The organism is Candidatus Mycoplasma haematobovis (assembly GCF_001645765.1).
Lineage (GTDB): Bacteria > Bacillota_I > Bacilli_A > Mycoplasmatales > Mycoplasmoidaceae > Eperythrozoon_B > Eperythrozoon_B haematobovis.
Window position 1 is genome coordinate 25,098 of sequence record NZ_LWUJ01000012.1, and the last position, 15,249, is coordinate 40,346.

The 15,249-nt window shown below is 30.6% G+C and carries 25 protein-coding genes; 1 reads left to right on the forward strand and 24 read right to left on the reverse strand.

Translation table 4 applies throughout. The features are described 5' to 3' along the window. Nucleotides 1–2: 2 nt before the first annotated feature. The 21 genes from A6V39_RS03710 to A6V39_RS03810 form a co-directional block, all read right to left on the reverse strand. Nucleotides 3–311, reverse strand: a complete 309-nt coding sequence (locus tag A6V39_RS03710; protein WP_187150322.1) for a hypothetical protein — start codon at nt 309–311, stop codon at nt 3–5. Between the two features lie 283 nt (nt 312–594). Then, nucleotides 595–936, reverse strand: a complete 342-nt coding sequence (locus A6V39_RS03715; protein ID WP_187150323.1) for a hypothetical protein — start codon at nt 934–936, stop codon at nt 595–597. A gap of 42 nt (nt 937–978) precedes the next feature. Beyond that, the gene (locus A6V39_RS03720; RefSeq protein WP_187150324.1) at nt 979–1,485 is read right to left on the reverse strand and encodes a hypothetical protein; all 507 of its coding nucleotides are present in this window, start codon (nt 1,483–1,485) and stop codon (nt 979–981) included. An 89-nt stretch (nt 1,486–1,574) separates the two neighbouring features. Next, a complete protein-coding gene (locus A6V39_RS03725; protein ID WP_187150325.1) occupies nt 1,575–1,892 on the reverse strand; it encodes a hypothetical protein in 318 nt (105 codons plus the stop codon). A gap of 535 nt (nt 1,893–2,427) precedes the next feature. Further along, nucleotides 2,428–2,700 (reverse strand): hypothetical protein, encoded by a 273-nt coding sequence (locus A6V39_RS03730; RefSeq protein WP_187150326.1) that lies wholly within the window; start codon nt 2,698–2,700, stop codon nt 2,428–2,430. 613 nt (nt 2,701–3,313) lie between these two features. Then, nucleotides 3,314–3,952, reverse strand: a complete 639-nt coding sequence (locus A6V39_RS03735; RefSeq protein WP_187150327.1) for a hypothetical protein — start codon at nt 3,950–3,952, stop codon at nt 3,314–3,316. Next, complete coding sequence (locus A6V39_RS03740; protein ID WP_187150328.1) at nt 3,952–4,335, reverse strand: hypothetical protein; 384 nt, start codon at nt 4,333–4,335, stop codon at nt 3,952–3,954. Before A6V39_RS03740 ends, A6V39_RS03735 begins: the two co-directional genes overlap by 1 nt. Before the next feature lie 181 nt (nt 4,336–4,516). Continuing rightward, nucleotides 4,517–5,083, reverse strand: a complete 567-nt coding sequence (locus A6V39_RS03745; RefSeq protein ID WP_187150329.1) for a hypothetical protein — start codon at nt 5,081–5,083, stop codon at nt 4,517–4,519. Between the two features lie 22 nt (nt 5,084–5,105). Next, complete coding sequence (locus tag A6V39_RS03750) at nt 5,106–5,729, reverse strand: hypothetical protein (RefSeq protein ID WP_187150330.1); 624 nt, start codon at nt 5,727–5,729, stop codon at nt 5,106–5,108. Between the two features lie 327 nt (nt 5,730–6,056). Next, nucleotides 6,057–6,740 carry a hypothetical protein gene (locus tag A6V39_RS03755; RefSeq protein WP_187150331.1) on the reverse strand — a complete coding sequence of 228 codons (684 nt, stop codon included), beginning with the start codon at nt 6,738–6,740 and terminating at the stop codon, nt 6,057–6,059. Between the two features lie 46 nt (nt 6,741–6,786). Beyond that, entirely contained in the window at nt 6,787–7,242 is a 456-nt protein-coding gene (locus A6V39_RS03760) for a hypothetical protein (RefSeq protein WP_187150332.1), read from the reverse strand. Then, a complete protein-coding gene (locus A6V39_RS03765; RefSeq protein ID WP_187150333.1) occupies nt 7,235–7,696 on the reverse strand; it encodes a hypothetical protein in 462 nt (153 codons plus the stop codon). Before A6V39_RS03765 ends, A6V39_RS03760 begins: the two co-directional genes overlap by 8 nt. Nucleotide 7,697: 1 nt before the next feature. Next, nucleotides 7,698–8,153, reverse strand: a complete 456-nt coding sequence (locus tag A6V39_RS03770) for a hypothetical protein (protein WP_187150334.1) — start codon at nt 8,151–8,153, stop codon at nt 7,698–7,700. A 3-nt stretch (nt 8,154–8,156) separates the two neighbouring features. Further along, nucleotides 8,157–8,531 carry a hypothetical protein gene (locus A6V39_RS03775; protein WP_187150335.1) on the reverse strand — a complete coding sequence of 125 codons (375 nt, stop codon included), beginning with the start codon at nt 8,529–8,531 and terminating at the stop codon, nt 8,157–8,159. Continuing rightward, nucleotides 8,531–8,941, reverse strand: a complete 411-nt coding sequence (locus tag A6V39_RS03780) for a hypothetical protein (protein WP_187150336.1) — start codon at nt 8,939–8,941, stop codon at nt 8,531–8,533. Before A6V39_RS03780 ends, A6V39_RS03775 begins: the two co-directional genes overlap by 1 nt. Beyond that, the gene (locus tag A6V39_RS03785) at nt 8,934–9,383 is read right to left on the reverse strand and encodes a hypothetical protein (protein WP_187150337.1); all 450 of its coding nucleotides are present in this window, start codon (nt 9,381–9,383) and stop codon (nt 8,934–8,936) included. Before A6V39_RS03785 ends, A6V39_RS03780 begins: the two co-directional genes overlap by 8 nt. Then, complete coding sequence (locus A6V39_RS03790; protein WP_187150338.1) at nt 9,376–9,840, reverse strand: hypothetical protein; 465 nt, start codon at nt 9,838–9,840, stop codon at nt 9,376–9,378. The genes A6V39_RS03785 and A6V39_RS03790 overlap by 8 nt, the downstream gene beginning before the upstream one ends. A gap of 13 nt (nt 9,841–9,853) precedes the next feature. Beyond that, entirely contained in the window at nt 9,854–10,306 is a 453-nt protein-coding gene (locus A6V39_RS03795; protein WP_187150339.1) for a hypothetical protein, read from the reverse strand. Between the two features lie 8 nt (nt 10,307–10,314). After that, nucleotides 10,315–10,980, reverse strand: coding sequence for a hypothetical protein (locus A6V39_RS03800; RefSeq protein WP_187150340.1), 666 nt, complete (start codon nt 10,978–10,980; stop codon nt 10,315–10,317). Further along, nucleotides 10,980–11,624, reverse strand: coding sequence for a hypothetical protein (locus tag A6V39_RS03805; RefSeq protein ID WP_187150341.1), 645 nt, complete (start codon nt 11,622–11,624; stop codon nt 10,980–10,982). Before A6V39_RS03805 ends, A6V39_RS03800 begins: the two co-directional genes overlap by 1 nt. A gap of 2 nt (nt 11,625–11,626) precedes the next feature. Further along, complete coding sequence (locus A6V39_RS03810; protein ID WP_187150342.1) at nt 11,627–12,268, reverse strand: hypothetical protein; 642 nt, start codon at nt 12,266–12,268, stop codon at nt 11,627–11,629. A gap of 162 nt (nt 12,269–12,430) precedes the next feature. Between A6V39_RS03810 and A6V39_RS03815 the strand changes: the two genes are divergently transcribed. After that, nucleotides 12,431–12,964: a hypothetical protein gene (locus tag A6V39_RS03815; RefSeq protein ID WP_187150343.1), complete on the forward strand. Its 534-nt coding sequence runs from the start codon at nt 12,431–12,433 to the stop codon at nt 12,962–12,964. Between the two features lie 254 nt (nt 12,965–13,218). Here the strand turns inward: A6V39_RS03815 and A6V39_RS03820 are convergent, their stop codons facing one another. The 3 genes from A6V39_RS03820 to A6V39_RS03830 form a co-directional block, all read right to left on the reverse strand. After that, entirely contained in the window at nt 13,219–13,371 is a 153-nt protein-coding gene (locus tag A6V39_RS03820) for a hypothetical protein (RefSeq protein WP_187150344.1), read from the reverse strand. Nucleotides 13,372–13,432: 61 nt separating this feature from the next. Further along, nucleotides 13,433–13,771 (reverse strand): hypothetical protein, encoded by a 339-nt coding sequence (locus tag A6V39_RS03825; RefSeq protein ID WP_187150345.1) that lies wholly within the window; start codon nt 13,769–13,771, stop codon nt 13,433–13,435. A gap of 427 nt (nt 13,772–14,198) precedes the next feature. After that, a complete protein-coding gene (locus tag A6V39_RS03830) occupies nt 14,199–14,855 on the reverse strand; it encodes a hypothetical protein (protein WP_187150346.1) in 657 nt (218 codons plus the stop codon). Nucleotides 14,856–15,249 lie beyond the last annotated feature (394 nt).

Consider the following 15,249-nt stretch of genomic DNA (forward strand, 5'->3'; position numbering starts at 1 on the left):
ATTTAACCTTTAAATTTAATATTAAGCCGATTTTCAGCAAATTTTCTGCAGGCTGATTCTGTTTTATCTCTCATTTTTGGATAGCCTTTTGTCCCTAACCACTTACAAATTTTTGCATTCTTTGGTACCTTAATAATTTCTTGTGTTATAGGTGTTGTTGTTTTTGTCGCTTGAATAACAGTTAGTTGAGTTTTGTCTGCCTCTATTTCTTGTTGTGATTTGTTAGTTAAATGTCCAATAGTTCCTCCAGTAACACCTGAAATAGTAACAAACGTTAAAGATATTAGTAATTTTGCCAGCCAGCCAGCCATTACTTAATTTAAAATAAAGAGTCGTTATTTTAATAAATTTAATTTGATGTTAGACTCTGTAATTTTTTCTTAATGTAATAATTACTTGTATCATCAAAGTTTTCAGAATCGTTTACACTTCATATTTTATCATAGTAACTCAGACATCAATTTTTCCTTTAATAATTTAAATATTTGAGTTAAATAAATTTTAAATAGACGACTGTATAAACAATTTCTATTAATTGGAATAGTTCAAAACTTTATTTATTAATCTTGCTCTTACCGTTATTTGTTATTGCATTTATTGTTTAAGGCACCATCTTTTGAACTTTGCATATTTGTCATCTTTACGGATTGATACTGATTCTCTTCTTTTTTCGTTACATTTATCTACAAGGCTTTTGGGAAGTGTATCTCCAGATTGTTTGGAATTTCAGTCCGGCAATTTTCATTCATCCTTACCTTGATTAATATCTTTGTTATTTTTTTTGCATTTATTCCAAGGCACAGAAGCCTTATCTTTATCACTGTCTACTATAAATTTTTCAGTTAGATTTTCAGACTTAAGTAATTCTTCAATAACTCCACCTTGTCACTTGTTAAATAAAAATATCCTCCTATTCCCCGTACTTCCCTGCAACACCGACAGATATAGCGACTTTACTTACACTTAATGCAGCCATTCTTATTTTTTGTTAGGTGTTTTTGCCACTGAACATCATGTTTTTGCGTTATCAAATTTTTCGTCAAATCCAATAGTGATTGTTGTGACAGTATTTACTTGCAAGCCTCTACAACCAGCTTTTAAAGCTTTAATATTAGTAGCCAAATCGTCGCTCAAATTAGTAGCTACACTTTGAAAATCTGTTTTATTTTCTTTAAGACTTGTAGCTAATGTTTCTCATTCTTTATCTTCAGTGCTATTAGTTTCTGTTGCATCTAATAAATCGTATTTTCCGTTATTTGGTATGTCTTTAATTTTTTCAATCTTTACACACCATTTTCTTGCTTTCTTGTAATTTGCATCATCTTTTTTATTTAATGCACTCTTGCACTCTGCTTGTAATTTAGCTAATTCTAAGTCAGTATTTGCTTCGTTTTTGAAAGTACTTTCAGTATTTTTGACAGAATTATGCGCATCTAATAAAGTTTGTCATTCATTTCCAACATCTAAATCAAATCCCTCTTTCATTAATCTTGCACCAGCAGTTCCTAATGTAACAACCCCTGCAATTACTCTGCCTCCTATATCCCCCGTTTTCTATTTAATAAAAAATTTAATTAAAGAGTTAAATAAAATTGTTCTCTTTCATCTTTTGCAATATATATACCACGACAAAGTTTATCGTTTTCTGGTTTTCAATCTGTAGATTCTCATTTTTTTTTGCAAGCTTGAAGAATAGGTTTTCTATTTACAGTACTTTTTGAAGTATCTTGAAGATCTTCAATTTCTATTAAAGTATCATTTTTTTCTCTAGTTGAAAGAGTACTTATTGTTTGTCTTTCATTGTTGTTTGTTAAATAAAAAATTCCACCAATAGCACCAAATCCTGTAATAACTGCAGAGGTTCTTAAAGTTTTAATCAGTCAATCAGTCATATCTTTAACTTCTTTGGGCAGAATCCTCAAATTTTACATTCAAATGTCTTTCTGCGAATTTTTTACAGTTTTCTTCTTTTCATTTTAAAGTACTCCTACGTATTTGTAAATTTAGTCATTTACATACACCATATCCTTTTTTTATTTTAACTATTTTAGGCTGTGTTGCTTGTTCTTCAGCTTGTGACAAAAGTGTCGATTCTTCTATTTCTTGTTGTGATTTGTTAGTTAAATGTCCAATAGTTCCTCCAGTAACACCTGAAATAGTAACAAACGTTAAAGATATTAGTAATTTTTGCCAGCCAGCCAGCCATTACTTAATTTAAAATAAAGAGTCGTTATTTTAATAAATTTAATTTGATGTTAGACTCTGTAATTTTTTCTTAATGTAATAATTACTTGTATCATCAAAGTTTTCAGAATCGTTTACATTTCATATTTGAACATAGTAACTCAGACATCAATTTTTAAAAGCATCTTTATTATTGGTTAATTTAGATTTTTTACATAACTTTAGATGTTGGTGTTTTACTATTTAAAGTAGTATTTGCTGTTTTTCAACTCTCATCACTTTCGCCAATAGTCCTTCTTGGAGTTTATCTCTATTGTTGTAGATACAGTAGATTTGAACATTTCTAAATCTTAAGTCGTTATCGTCATCATAGTGGGTTCTGTAGTTATTTTGACATCATTTTTCAATGTTTTTTAATTTATCCTTGAATATCTCTAAATCGTAAACAAGAGCATTATTCCTCTTAGCAGCGAGCTTAATAGCTATTTGTTTTTTTCTTTCAATATTTAGTTCCATTAACTTTAGCGTTTTTAAATTTGGTTTCAATTCTTTCAAATAAATGGTTTTTTGAAAAGATAACAAGCAACGATTATTCCAAGTTAATAATGTAATAGATAATTCAAGTTTTAAATGCAGAATAAATATAGTATTTGTACAAGAATTAAAGAGATTATATTTTTGTGAATGAAGTTACAAAAATAGCAACTGGTTCTGCTTGCGTTTCCACTTACATGTATGCCCCATCAGAAAAAACAATTAGATTGCTTTAATAGATTTTGAAGAAGGGAATGATAGTTTATGGAGCTAAAGAGTTAGATGCAGTAGATAAAGATTTAATGAGATTTATGATGTTATTTTTCTCGATGAGAATGATAAGTATTTCAATGATCTTAAATAATATTGTTTACTTGGGGATAAAGCTGGAACATTTATTAGCGAAGAGGCAATCAGAAATAAATTAACTGTTTAAAGACCTATGAAAAAGCCTTAGTGCAAGAATTTTAAACAATTAAAGATAGTTAAAAGAAGAGAAAAATTAAGAAATGGTGTGATGATCTTAAAGAACAAATGGTTGATTCAATAACTTCTGTTAAGTATTTAAATATTAAGGAATTTTGTATATAGATAGTTAATTTGTTCTCTTAATAGCACAAAGTTTTTCTGCTCTTTCTGATTTTGTTTCAAAGTCCTTGTCTCAGTTTTTGACATCTAATAGAGGTTGACAACCCTTATTCATTTCTTGTGCCAATTCTTTATCGCCATTTTTCCCAGCAAGAGTAAATCCATCAATTGTTATGTTTTTTTCTACGTATTGTTTTGCTATTCCTGCTCAAATTTTCTCGTCTTTGGAAATGTCTAGTGCTATTTTTTCTTTTAATTGTAGTCTGATTCTAGCTGTTTGTGGAATTACACATCATCTTATTGCTTTATTGTAAATTGAAAGAGACTGAGTTGGTTTATCTATAATTTCTTGACATGCTTTTTTTAGTTGTTCTCTAATTTCGTCATTCGTAGTTGCCGTTACTGTTTCAAACTTTTCTGCGGGAGAGATTTCTGGGCCTTTATATGCAATTACTATTTCATCTCAAGTATTGTTTTCGCTATTATCAAAAGATACAGTTTTGAAATGGTTTAATCCTAATAATTCACTTACACTTTTGTTAGCGTCTGTATATTGTTGTCTTCCTATTGTGCTGTAATAATGAAAACAACCAGTACCAATTAAACAACAACTGACTATAGTAGGACCAAGAACACCTTTACTCATTATTTTGGTTGTTTTGGTTTAGAGCAATATTTAATGACATCTTGATATTTTTGATCGCTGGTGCTCTTTATTTTCTCTTGTGCTTTTTTTCTACAAATCTCTTTAAAGGCTGTTGGAGCATTGACTGCAAGCATTCCTTCTTCACTAGGAATATTTCATTTATTTCCAGTTTCTTCCATATATTTTTCTCAAACTTCATCTCAATCTTTGGAATTATTCATTCCATAGACATCTAGCAAATCATGCTTATTATTTTTTCTTAACAATTCAGATATTTGAATATTTGAGTTGAATAAATCTTTTGAGTAGGCAACTGCACCAGCAATTCCTACCACTCCAGTTATTAAGCTAATACCTATACTAAAAGTCTTTATGGAAGTCATAGGTATATTTAACTATTCCTAAAGCAACTTATTGTTGAATCTTTTATTAAATTTTCTAATTTGTGTATGAGTAGGACAATGTCTTTAATGTTTGATTCTTATTGTTATTATCAAAAAATATTTATAAGCTATTAATAATTTAAGTTATTAAAAAAGCGATTAAGATACAAAAAGAGTAAATTTAATCTTTTGTTACACAATATTCGCTAGCTTCCGTAAAGCTTTTTGAACTGCTGTTCTCTCATACTTCATCGTAATAACTTAGACATCAATTTTTTAAAGCATTTTCGTTTGGTGTTGGTTGTGCTGTTAGCTCAGCTTTTATTTTTTGCATATTAGAAGATAAATCCTTAACAGGTGTTTTGTCTTTTAGAGCTTGTTTTGATTTGCTTCAATCCCCTCCAGCTTCGATTGGTTTATTTAATTTATCTTTATTATTATAGATACAATAAGTTTGAACATTTTTAAACCTTAAATCCTCATATTCTTTAAATTTGGCATTGTAGTTAGTATTACATCAATTTTCTAGCTCTTTAGCTTCAGTTAATCTAGCTAAATCTGCTACTAATTCTTTAGTTTTTGCCTTTATTGCAATTATTTTTTTACCCCAGTCTGCATCTCCTGTAATTTTAGTACCTTGCAATCTTGCATCAATTCTTTCAGACAAATAATCATTTATGAAATATCCACCCACTCCTAAACCAGTTAACAGCGTAGTTGCTGTTCCAATTAATATAGCCGTGTTCATGAGCAAAATTTATTTAAAAAAATTAAGTTACTTTTTCTCTAGGCATAACAACCGCACATCATTCTTTTGCTAATTCAAATTTATCATTAAAGTCTGAGGCGGTAGTCTTTATCTCAATAATTGCTTTGCAACCTGCTTTAATATTTTCTAAGGTAATATTTTGAGTGCTATTCATTTCTGCCTTTATTTTTTGGGCAGTTTTAAGATCGTTTTTTAATTTATTTATGTTAGTTTGTCAACCACTTGTGTCGTCAGTATTTTTAGTAACATCCAAAGCTCTTAAATTTATTTTCTCAAAGCTATCACTTATCTTTTGCTCTTTAACACATCATTGTCTTGCTTTTTTGTAATTTACATCGTTATTTTTTTTACTATTTAATGCACTTTTGCACTTTTCTTGTAATTCATCTAATTTCAGGGCAGTATTGGCATCTTTTTTGAAAGTACCTTCAAGATTGTTAATTCCATTATGCGCACCCAATACTGTTTCTCATTCGCTATTGTTCAAACTGATACTAAATCCTTCTGATGTTAATCTTGCACCAATAGTATCAGTATCATCAAGTAATTTATTAACTAGAATTCCACCACCTCCTAAAGCACCTAATGTAAAGACACTCGCAATCACTTTACCTACTGTAGTCATTATTGTTTGCTTGTTCCGCCAGTCCTTGAAGTTACTCTTTTAAGCCTATTTTCACATCTTTTGTCATCTCATCATTTTAATCCTGCAGAATAGTAAAGTCTTCTGCAGTTAGCAGAAACCTCACTAGATTTTCACTCTCTTGTTGTAGGTGTTGGTTTAGTTTCTTCAGGAGCAATATTATTTTCAATAGCAGTCGTCTCTATTTTTTCTTTTTTATTAGTTAAGTAACCAATCCCACTTCCAATAGCAAATGTAATTGCAATAATAGACGATATTCTAAGACTTAAAGCCAGCCAGCCATTATTGTTTTAAGAAATAATTATTTAATTAAGGATTGTCTACGCAATATTTAAGAATTTCAATGTATAGTGGAACTTGTTTATTAGCTATTCGTTTTTTTCCATTTGCTTCACATCTTTCTTTAAAGGCTGAAGGAGCTTCGTTAGTGGAGTTCATTGTTTCTTCTAGTTCTTGAAATTTTCATTCTTCTTTAATCTTTAAAGTTTGATAGGCTGTTTTGAATGTTCCTCAATTCTTGTCTCAGCTTGTTTTAGATCCAGAAGTTTTATCTAATATTACTTTACTATCAGTTTTCAATAATTCCGTTACTGTCTGTGTAGAGGGCGTAATTGTATTTTCTGTACAGTATTTAACTACTTCTCCATAAATTTCTTCCGCTTTATCTTTGATTTTCTTATTTCCGTTGAAATAACAGACATTCTTAAATTCTTCTGGAACTGATTCAGGATCTGCTTTCTTTTCACTTCAACCTTCAATACTTCAATTTAAATTTGGATCAGAATTTGTATGTGCATTAATGAAGGCTTTTCAATTAGTTTTTCACGCTTCATCTTTTTCTGTCTTAGTAAGTAATGATTTTTGTTCTTGTTTAAGTAGATTTACTATAGTTTCGTCTTTAGTTGAAAGTTGAATAATAGCAACAGTAGCACCGCCCCCAACACCTGCAATTCCTGTAGTAGCTATAGCTACTTTTGCTAATGTACTAGCCATTGAAAATTACTTTTAGCATTGATAGTAACTTGTATATATCTATAAATTAATCACTATGAGATTCAGTAATAGCTTTGGTACAGTATTTAACTACTTCTTTGTAAACATCCGATTTTTCATCATCAACTTCTCCTGTTGCATTTTGTTTGCATAGACGTTTAAGATCTGGCAAGCCTTTTTCTTCGACTTGTTTACTATCTCATCCATCTACTTTTCATATACCATCTGGATTTTTGCTTGTATGATCTTGTTTAAAAGTTCCTAGCACTCTTGTTCATTCTCCAGAATCTTTATCTTCTTCAATTAGAGATAATTTATTCTTAGCTAATAAATCTGTTATTTTTGGTTTTGTAGTTGTAATAACTGGTGGTTCTTGGTCTTGTTGAGTCTTGGCAGGAATAGTTTCTTTTTTAGATAATAGATAGATACTTGTTCCCGCTCCCCCAACAACTCCACTTACTCCAATGCCTATTGAAGCAATTTTCAGTGCATAACTAGGCATTTGGTTTTTGTTTAGTACAGTATTTCTTTAAATCTGTGTAACGCTTGTCGTCCTTACTACTTACTTTTGTACTTGCATTAGTTTTGCATTTGTCTTTAAACGATTTTGGTGCTGCATCTTGACTGGATACGCTATTTCAATCATCTAGACTTCAAGGAGCTACAGGAGGCTTACTTTCTGTGTAACCAGCCTTAAATGCTTTTCAATTATCATTCCATGTAGCATCTTGATCCTCTAATATTGAAGCATTATCCGTATTTAGTCAATCTTTAATAGATTTCTCTTCGACAATTTGGTCTTGTTGTTTAGTGTCTTTATTATTATCAGTAATATCTTTTTCGTTCTTTACTTCTTTACTACCATTAGTTAAATAAGCAATTCCTACTCCTCCCGCAGAAAGACTAGCAATACCCCCTGCTATACCAATAATCTTGTTAGTAGTAAGATTAAACATGCTAGGTTGTTGCAGTACAATATTTTTCAACAGCTACAAAAACTAAATCATCTGTTCCTGAAACTTTTTGCCCCCCTAATGTGATACATTGATCTTTAAAAGATGTAAATGTTTCAGGTCTTTCTTTATTTTGTGTTCAATTAGCAAATTTCCATGGATCTTCAGGAGATTTAGATGAATATTCTTCTTTAAACGATTGTCATGGTGCAGTTCATTTTGATTCATCTCCACTATTTTTTGTAAGTAATGTTTTTCCCTTCAATAAGCTGATAATTGTTTTGTCTTTTGCGTCTGTTTTAGGAGGGACAGATAATTTAGTATTGTCTGTTTCTACATTTGAAACATCTTTTTGTACTTTTGGATCACTGGCAGTAGTAAAGTAGATAGCTACACCACCCCCAGTAACCCCCACAACACCGGCAGATACTGCTGTAATCTTTGTTAATAAGGGTGTCATTTATTATTCTACGCAGTATGTTTTGACATCTTTAAACAGTTGTGCATTTTCATTTTCCACTTCTTTTTTTGCATTATCAACACATAATTGTTTGAAAGCATTTAATCCATCATTAGTCCCTTTTTTGGTTTCTCATTGATCTATTGCTCAATCTCCAGTAGGAGCATTTTGAGAATGGGCATTTTTGAATGCTGTTCATTTTGGATCTCACTTACTTGTTTCCCCTGTTGTTATTATTGCCTTATTTTTTTCACTTAGTAATTTAGTAATGCTCTTTTTCGCTGGTTGTTTTACTAGTTGATGAATACCTACCCCTGCACCAACTGCAACTCCGCTTACACTAACTCCAGCAATAGCTAATTTAATTGGTGTAGTCATTATTTAGCACAGTATTCAACTACTTTTAGGTAAAGAGTATCAAGTTTACTTGAAACATGTTTTTCACTATTGGATCTACATAGACTTTTGAATTCTTCTGGTGCAGTAGATTCTCCCTGTTTTTCTGTTCATTTATTCATTGTTCAATGTCCACCAAGAACAGTTGGTTTATTTGCTGCTTGAAATGATTGTCATTTTGTATTTCATGTATCTGCGTGGGTAGGATCTGAACCAAGTAAGGTTATGGTAGTACCTTCAAATCATTCTGATATTTTCTTTGATACTACTTGGGTTTTCTTTTTGTCTGTTGATGGCTGTTTAGTTAATTGATAAATTCCAACTGCAGAACCAGATACTACTCCCCCTATGCCAATACCGGCACCAACAATTTTTACTGTAGGATTAATCACCTTGTTTAGTACAATATTTCTTTAGCGTTGTGTAACGTTCATCATTCTTACTATTTACTTTTGTATTTGCATTAGATTTACATTTACTTTTGAATGACTCTGGCGCTTCTTCTTGCGTAGATACACCACTTCAATCGTCTAATTTTCAAGGATCAGTAGGAACTTTTCCATTATTATGTGCATCTTTGAATGTTTTTCAATTAGTTCTTCATGCAGAATCTGTATCTCCTAGTATTGCACTACCATCATCTCTAAGTCAGTCACTAATAGATTTTTCTTCAGTTATTGTTGTCTTTGCTTCAACTTTATTACTAGGAACAACTGTCTCGCTTTCCGCTTTTTTGTTATTGTTAGCAAAATAAATAGCACTTCCGCCAATAGCTGATGTTCCTACAATACCTCCAGCTATACCAACAATCTTATTAGTAGTCAAATTAAACATCTCCTGTTGTAGTAGTACAGTATGCCTCCACGGCTATATAAGTTTCGTCACTCTCTCCAGATACTTTCTGCTTTCCAAGTGCTAAGCATTGTGTTTTGAAAGAATTAATAGTATCTGATTTATCTTTATCCTGTGTTCAGTTTTCAAATTTTCAAGGAGCTTTAGGTGTTTCAGCTGGATATGCTTTCTTAAATAAATCTCACGGAGCAGCTCATTTTCCGTTATCTTCGCTATTTTCTGTTAGTAATCTTTTTCCCTTTAATAAACTACTAATTATTTGATTTTTTTCTATTGTCTTAGTAACAGGAGGTAATTGAGTACTTTCGGGTTTCTTATTTGAAGTATCTTCTTTTGTTGCTGGATTGCTGGAAGTAAGATAATATATCCCTCCCCCTGTAGCCGTAACTCCAGCCAAACCTCCTGCAACTCCTAGTGATTTAACTAACAACGTAGCCATTCTTTAACTAAATTTAATTTGGTGAGTTTGTACAGTATTTTTTTACTGTTTGGAAAAGAGAACTATTTTCATCTAGAGCATCTTTACCACTATTCTCAGTGCATTTACTTCTAAGATTCGACGTATCGTCAGTTTTTGCTTTAACTGTTGTCCAATCTGTAAATGCTCATTCCCCTTGAGGTTCAGTTGATTCATATTCTGCTTTAAATTTATCTCAATTTGTTTTTCACCCACTAGTGTTTCCTGTATCTAGTATTGATAGTCCTTTTTCCTTTAATAATTCAGTTATTTTTTTTGGCTTCTTTTCTTCGGGCGTAACTGTAGATAAGGAAGCATTTTGAAGATCAGTATTTGTTTGCTTTACTGCTTTAGTATTGTTATTTACTAAATAAATAGCAGTAGCTCCACCACCTACTGCTGTTGCTCCTGATATTCCAGCACTTATCTTTATGAAAGTACTAGGCATTCTTATTTTTAACCTTTTGGTTTAGTACAATAGTCTTCTATTTCTTTTAAGAAAGTATTTTCAGTATTAGGCATTAGTGAACCTCCACTGTTAGTAATACATTTTGTTTTAAATTCTGTAGCAACACTAGGTTCTCTCTTTAATCTGTCTCAACCAGCTATTTCTCAATTGCCTGAAGGGTTCTCTGTTTCATATTTTTTCTTAAATGCTTGTCATTGTGTATCTCAATTATCAGTACTATCATTTTTCAATAAAACCCTATCTTTATTGCCTAGAAGAGTAGCTATTTTTCTGGGTGCATTTTCTTTAGTACATCAGCTTTCTGCAACAGAAAGATTCTTTTCATAATCAGCATGGCCAATTTTTGTTTCCAAAAGTAATTTGCATTTTTCCTTTAATCCATTAATATCATTGTCAGATGTCAGATTTAAACCAACTATTTTTGTTTTTCCAGCGGGTTTATTACTATGATGTTGTTTTGCTAATTCTTGTCAATGTTCAAAATCTTCTCCGGTAGTTGCATCTAAATCTAAAGGTGTTTTGGATGCTTTAATTAAAGCCTCTCTAATATCGCTTGTTGTTGAAAATTGTGAATAAACACCATATGTTACCCCACTTAAAGCGACTGTACTTACTGCACCAACTAATGCTTTATTAGCAATAGAAAGAGCCATTATTTATTGACTGTACATCATGTTTCGAATTGTTTGTAGTTTTCATGGAAATCTTTGTCATGTGTATATTTATCCCTTAATGTTCTGCAGTCTGCTTTAATTTTTTTTCTGTCTTCGACTTTGTCAATAGTAACAGCTTTTAAAGTTGCATTAGGTATCTTATTTTCTGCATTTGGTTTAACATAATCAATAGTTTTTGCGTCTCATTGAACTGTATCGTTATCTTTACTTTCTTCAAGCTCTAAAACTTTTCTATTTTTATTTGCTAATGCTTGAACAGTAATTGGCTTAACACACCATTGTTCTGTAGCTTTCAAAGTGTCATCTGTATAGTTTTTTGAATTAATAATGTCTTTACAAGCATTTCTAAGTTTTCTTGCATCTGCTTCAGGTACTTCTTGACTACTAGCAGGAGCATTTATTACTAATGTTCCTAATTTATTTTTTCCCGCTGAATAAGCTTTAGCAATTGTTTTTCAAGTAGTTAAATCAGTATCATTTTCAAAATTAAGAAAATCATGCCCTTTTTGTTTAAGTACATCAATTACTCTTGAACTTAATAAAAAATGACTAGTTAAAGCACCCGCGCCGCCTAGTGTTCCTAAACCAGCACCAATTGAAAGTATTGTAGTTCCTGTTTTCATTATTACTTATCAGTTGAACATCAAAGTTCAGCTTGTCTCAATTCTTTTTCAAAGTCCTTCTCATGATGTTTCTTATTCTTTAAGGAAGCACATTTTTCTTTAAGTTTATTTCTTGTTTCAGGATTTTTTTGTAAAGAACCACTGGTTAATAAATCAAGTTGGCTAAATTTATTAGTATTGCTTGTTCCTGCACTATTATGAGCATCTAACTTCTCATTCCACTTTTCTTGTTCATTGTCAGTTTTTGAATCGGTATCTAAGAATCTTTTGCCTTGAGCATCTAATAAATTCTCTAATGTTCTTGGTTTAGTACATCATTTTTTTGCTCTTTCATAAATAGCTCCATCAGTATCTTTAGCTAAATCTACTTTTGTAGCTTCTTTACATAGTCTTGGTAATTCATTTGTGGAAGTCGTACTTTCAAAACCTTCAAACTTTAATTTTGTATTGGTGCCTACTGTTGCTTTGTAAGAAACTAATATTTCTGCCCACTCAATAGCATTATCCTCTAATAGTTCATAATCTTCTTTAATTAATTTACTACTAATATCACTTGTTGTTAATTGTTGTTGTACAATATATCCTAGGCCACCTACACCACTTAGAGCACCTAGAGATATACCTACTTTTGCCGGTATATTCATAATTTATTAGCTTTTAAGCTTCTCTTAAACTAAGGAAAAAGAAAGAATATATTAAATTTAGAGATTTTCAGACGTTATTTACGTAGTAAGAAGTTACTTCTTTATGCTTTTTGTGAGGTTGTATTATTAATTCCTGTTGTAGTGGTGTACATGAAAGATTTCATGGCACCTACAATAGGAGATGATTTGAGAATTGACGGTCATAGAACTATTTTTGATTCTGAGAAACCTACATTTGAAAAATGAGTAAAGCTTTATTTGTTATTTAAGAAAGAGTTAATTAATAACAATATAGTTTCTGCTAATCATACTAATGATAAGGAAGGCGCTTTTGTATTTAAACATTGATGTGCTAATTCTTTAAAGTCTAAGTCTAATAGTTTATCTCTTAAGGTTAAGAGATATTGTACTATGACTTTAGGTATTTATGCTTTAGAGAAAGAAGGAGTTCAATTAATTGAAGATATGGAAAATAATGGTAAACAAAGGAAAGTATGATTCGATACCTTTACTAAGAATAAGGATTCAATAATAAGTTCAGGTTTATTTGGAGATTTAATAGGTGATGATCAAGATAAGAGTATAGGTAGGATTAGTAGTTGATGTAAGAGGAATGGTAGAGAACCATATATTCCTGAAAACTACGAAATAGCTAAGTATTTATCTTCTTGATGTGTCACAGAGAAGAAAGATTAAAGAATTATTTTTTAAATAGTAGTTTTGCAGTACATTAATCATTTACTTTTAATTTATTACAGTAATCTATTATTTTTTGTTTTCGCACTTTATCTTCTAAATCTTCGCTTTCTTCAATATCTCTTGCAAAATTTTTGGCACCATATCTATTAACGGCAGTATTTCAATGGTTTGAATTATTTGTGTCTATGATTTTCCTTCCTTCTTAATGTATGCTCTTCTTACACAGTAATCAAATACAAAAATTATTAAATTTATGTTCTGTAGCTTTTTGCACTTAATTCTTTTATTGAGGTTAGTGTTACTGGATTAAATCCATTTTGCACAATATTTCTTTGGTATCTCTGAAATCCTTGATCTAAGAAGTATCTTCCTACTTTTCCGTTGAAAATAACTACTACCAACAATAATACCTGTTACTATATGTTTCAGTTACAACAAAACCTATTGATTTATTTGCTAAACGATCTATATAATAAGGGATCTAGTTTTTCATTTTCACAGACCATCTGTACAAAAAGGTATGTATGGTTGAGAGCCATCAAAATCGTGTCGCTCTTGGTTTCAATTAACTTTACTACACTTCTCCTTTAATTTTTGTTTTAAAAGGTCCCTGTAATGTTGATTACTTACATCTATTTCTTTTTGAAATATAAGTGATAAAAACCACGTTTCCCTTTGTGAATAATGATTCCAAATATCTTCATCTCCGTCTGTGTTTAATTTTCTAATTTTGTTATCCTTAAAAATGCCCTTTGCGTAATCAAATAAACTTGTTCTTCAAACACAAAAATTACTTGTAAACATAAGGGGTGAAAAATTTATTTTAGATTGTTCTTTTTTTGATAACATCCAGAGGTCTCTCATTGTCATTGAGGAAATATTTTTGTCAAGTGTAAGATCAAGAAATTCTTTACATTTACTCTTCAATTCTTTCGGTGAATCTGCGATAAATCGATTAAAAGTTTGAGAACCCAACCCTAATTTTTTTGCTTGTTCAATATATTTTTGATTTTCGTTTTGATATTTTAAAAAACCCTTTTCTCAAATTTGATCATTTCAATCTGTTAATTTAAAGCCTATCTTTTTTAAAAAAATTCCATTTGTTTCTTCGCTGGAGTTCGCTGCAAGTAACTACTAGCAAAAGCACCAACACCTATACTCCCAGCCACAAGAAGACTGATTAATTTAATAGTCAGTGATTTCATGAACATTTAACTTTTAATAAATTAATTTAAGTGTTTGATTCAGAACATCAATTCTTAGCTTGTGTATAGTGTTCTTCAAAATCTTTACTTGCATATGTCTTGGAAAAGGAAATCTTTAATTTTTTGCATGCCTCTTGCAGAAGAGCTATATTATTATTCTTATTGTCATTAAACTCTAAACCCATTTTTTTCTTTTCTTCAGCGTTATCTTTAATTAAGTCAAACCTTTTTCTTCATTTAGATTTTTCTGTATTTTTTGGAATTAATTTTGTGTAATTATTTCTTGTTAACATATCATTTATTGATTCTGGTTTAACGCATCATCTCTTAGCTATTGAATAATTATTATTTTTTTCAGAATTTGAGATAATAGCTTTCTTACAATGATTCTTTAATCTGTTTCTTGTTTCTTTTTTTGAAGTACTGTTTGTGAATTTTTGGTCTTGTTCTTTATTTTTGTTGTAGGCCTTTAGTAATATATCTCACTGTTCGTCATCCTCTGTTCCTTCTGTTTTAAGTACTAAATATCCAACTTCTTCTAATTTTTGTGCTATGCTTACAACTTTTATTGTTGATATTCCGATAGCTTTCTTTCGTTCTTTTTTTTCTTTTTTTGGTTGAGGTTGATTAGAGAGGTAATGATAGCTTATTCCTGCACCACTAGTAATCCCAGCAAATAACATGCTGGTAATTATTTTACCCCCCTTTCCCAAAAACTTGTCTCTGATCTTTTAGTTACTTTAGTAGATAAATAGATATTTAAATTTATTCAGTCGAACATCATTCTTGTGCTTTAATAAATTCTTCTTTGTATTCTTTATTTGTTGTTTTTGGCATTTATTAGTTCTGTAACTTTATTTTTTATATTTGATTATTATTTGTTAAGTTAGTACCATAACGGCTTTCTTCTTGATCTTGTTGGCATAGTTTGAACTGATTTTTGACGTGTACATCATCTTCTTGTTAAAGAATAATCTTTATCATTAATATTTCTTTTTCCTAATGTTTCTCTACACTTAGCCTTTCTTTAGTTTTCTTACTTCCTTCAAATATCTTGTTATTTGGGGCTTTTTCGTA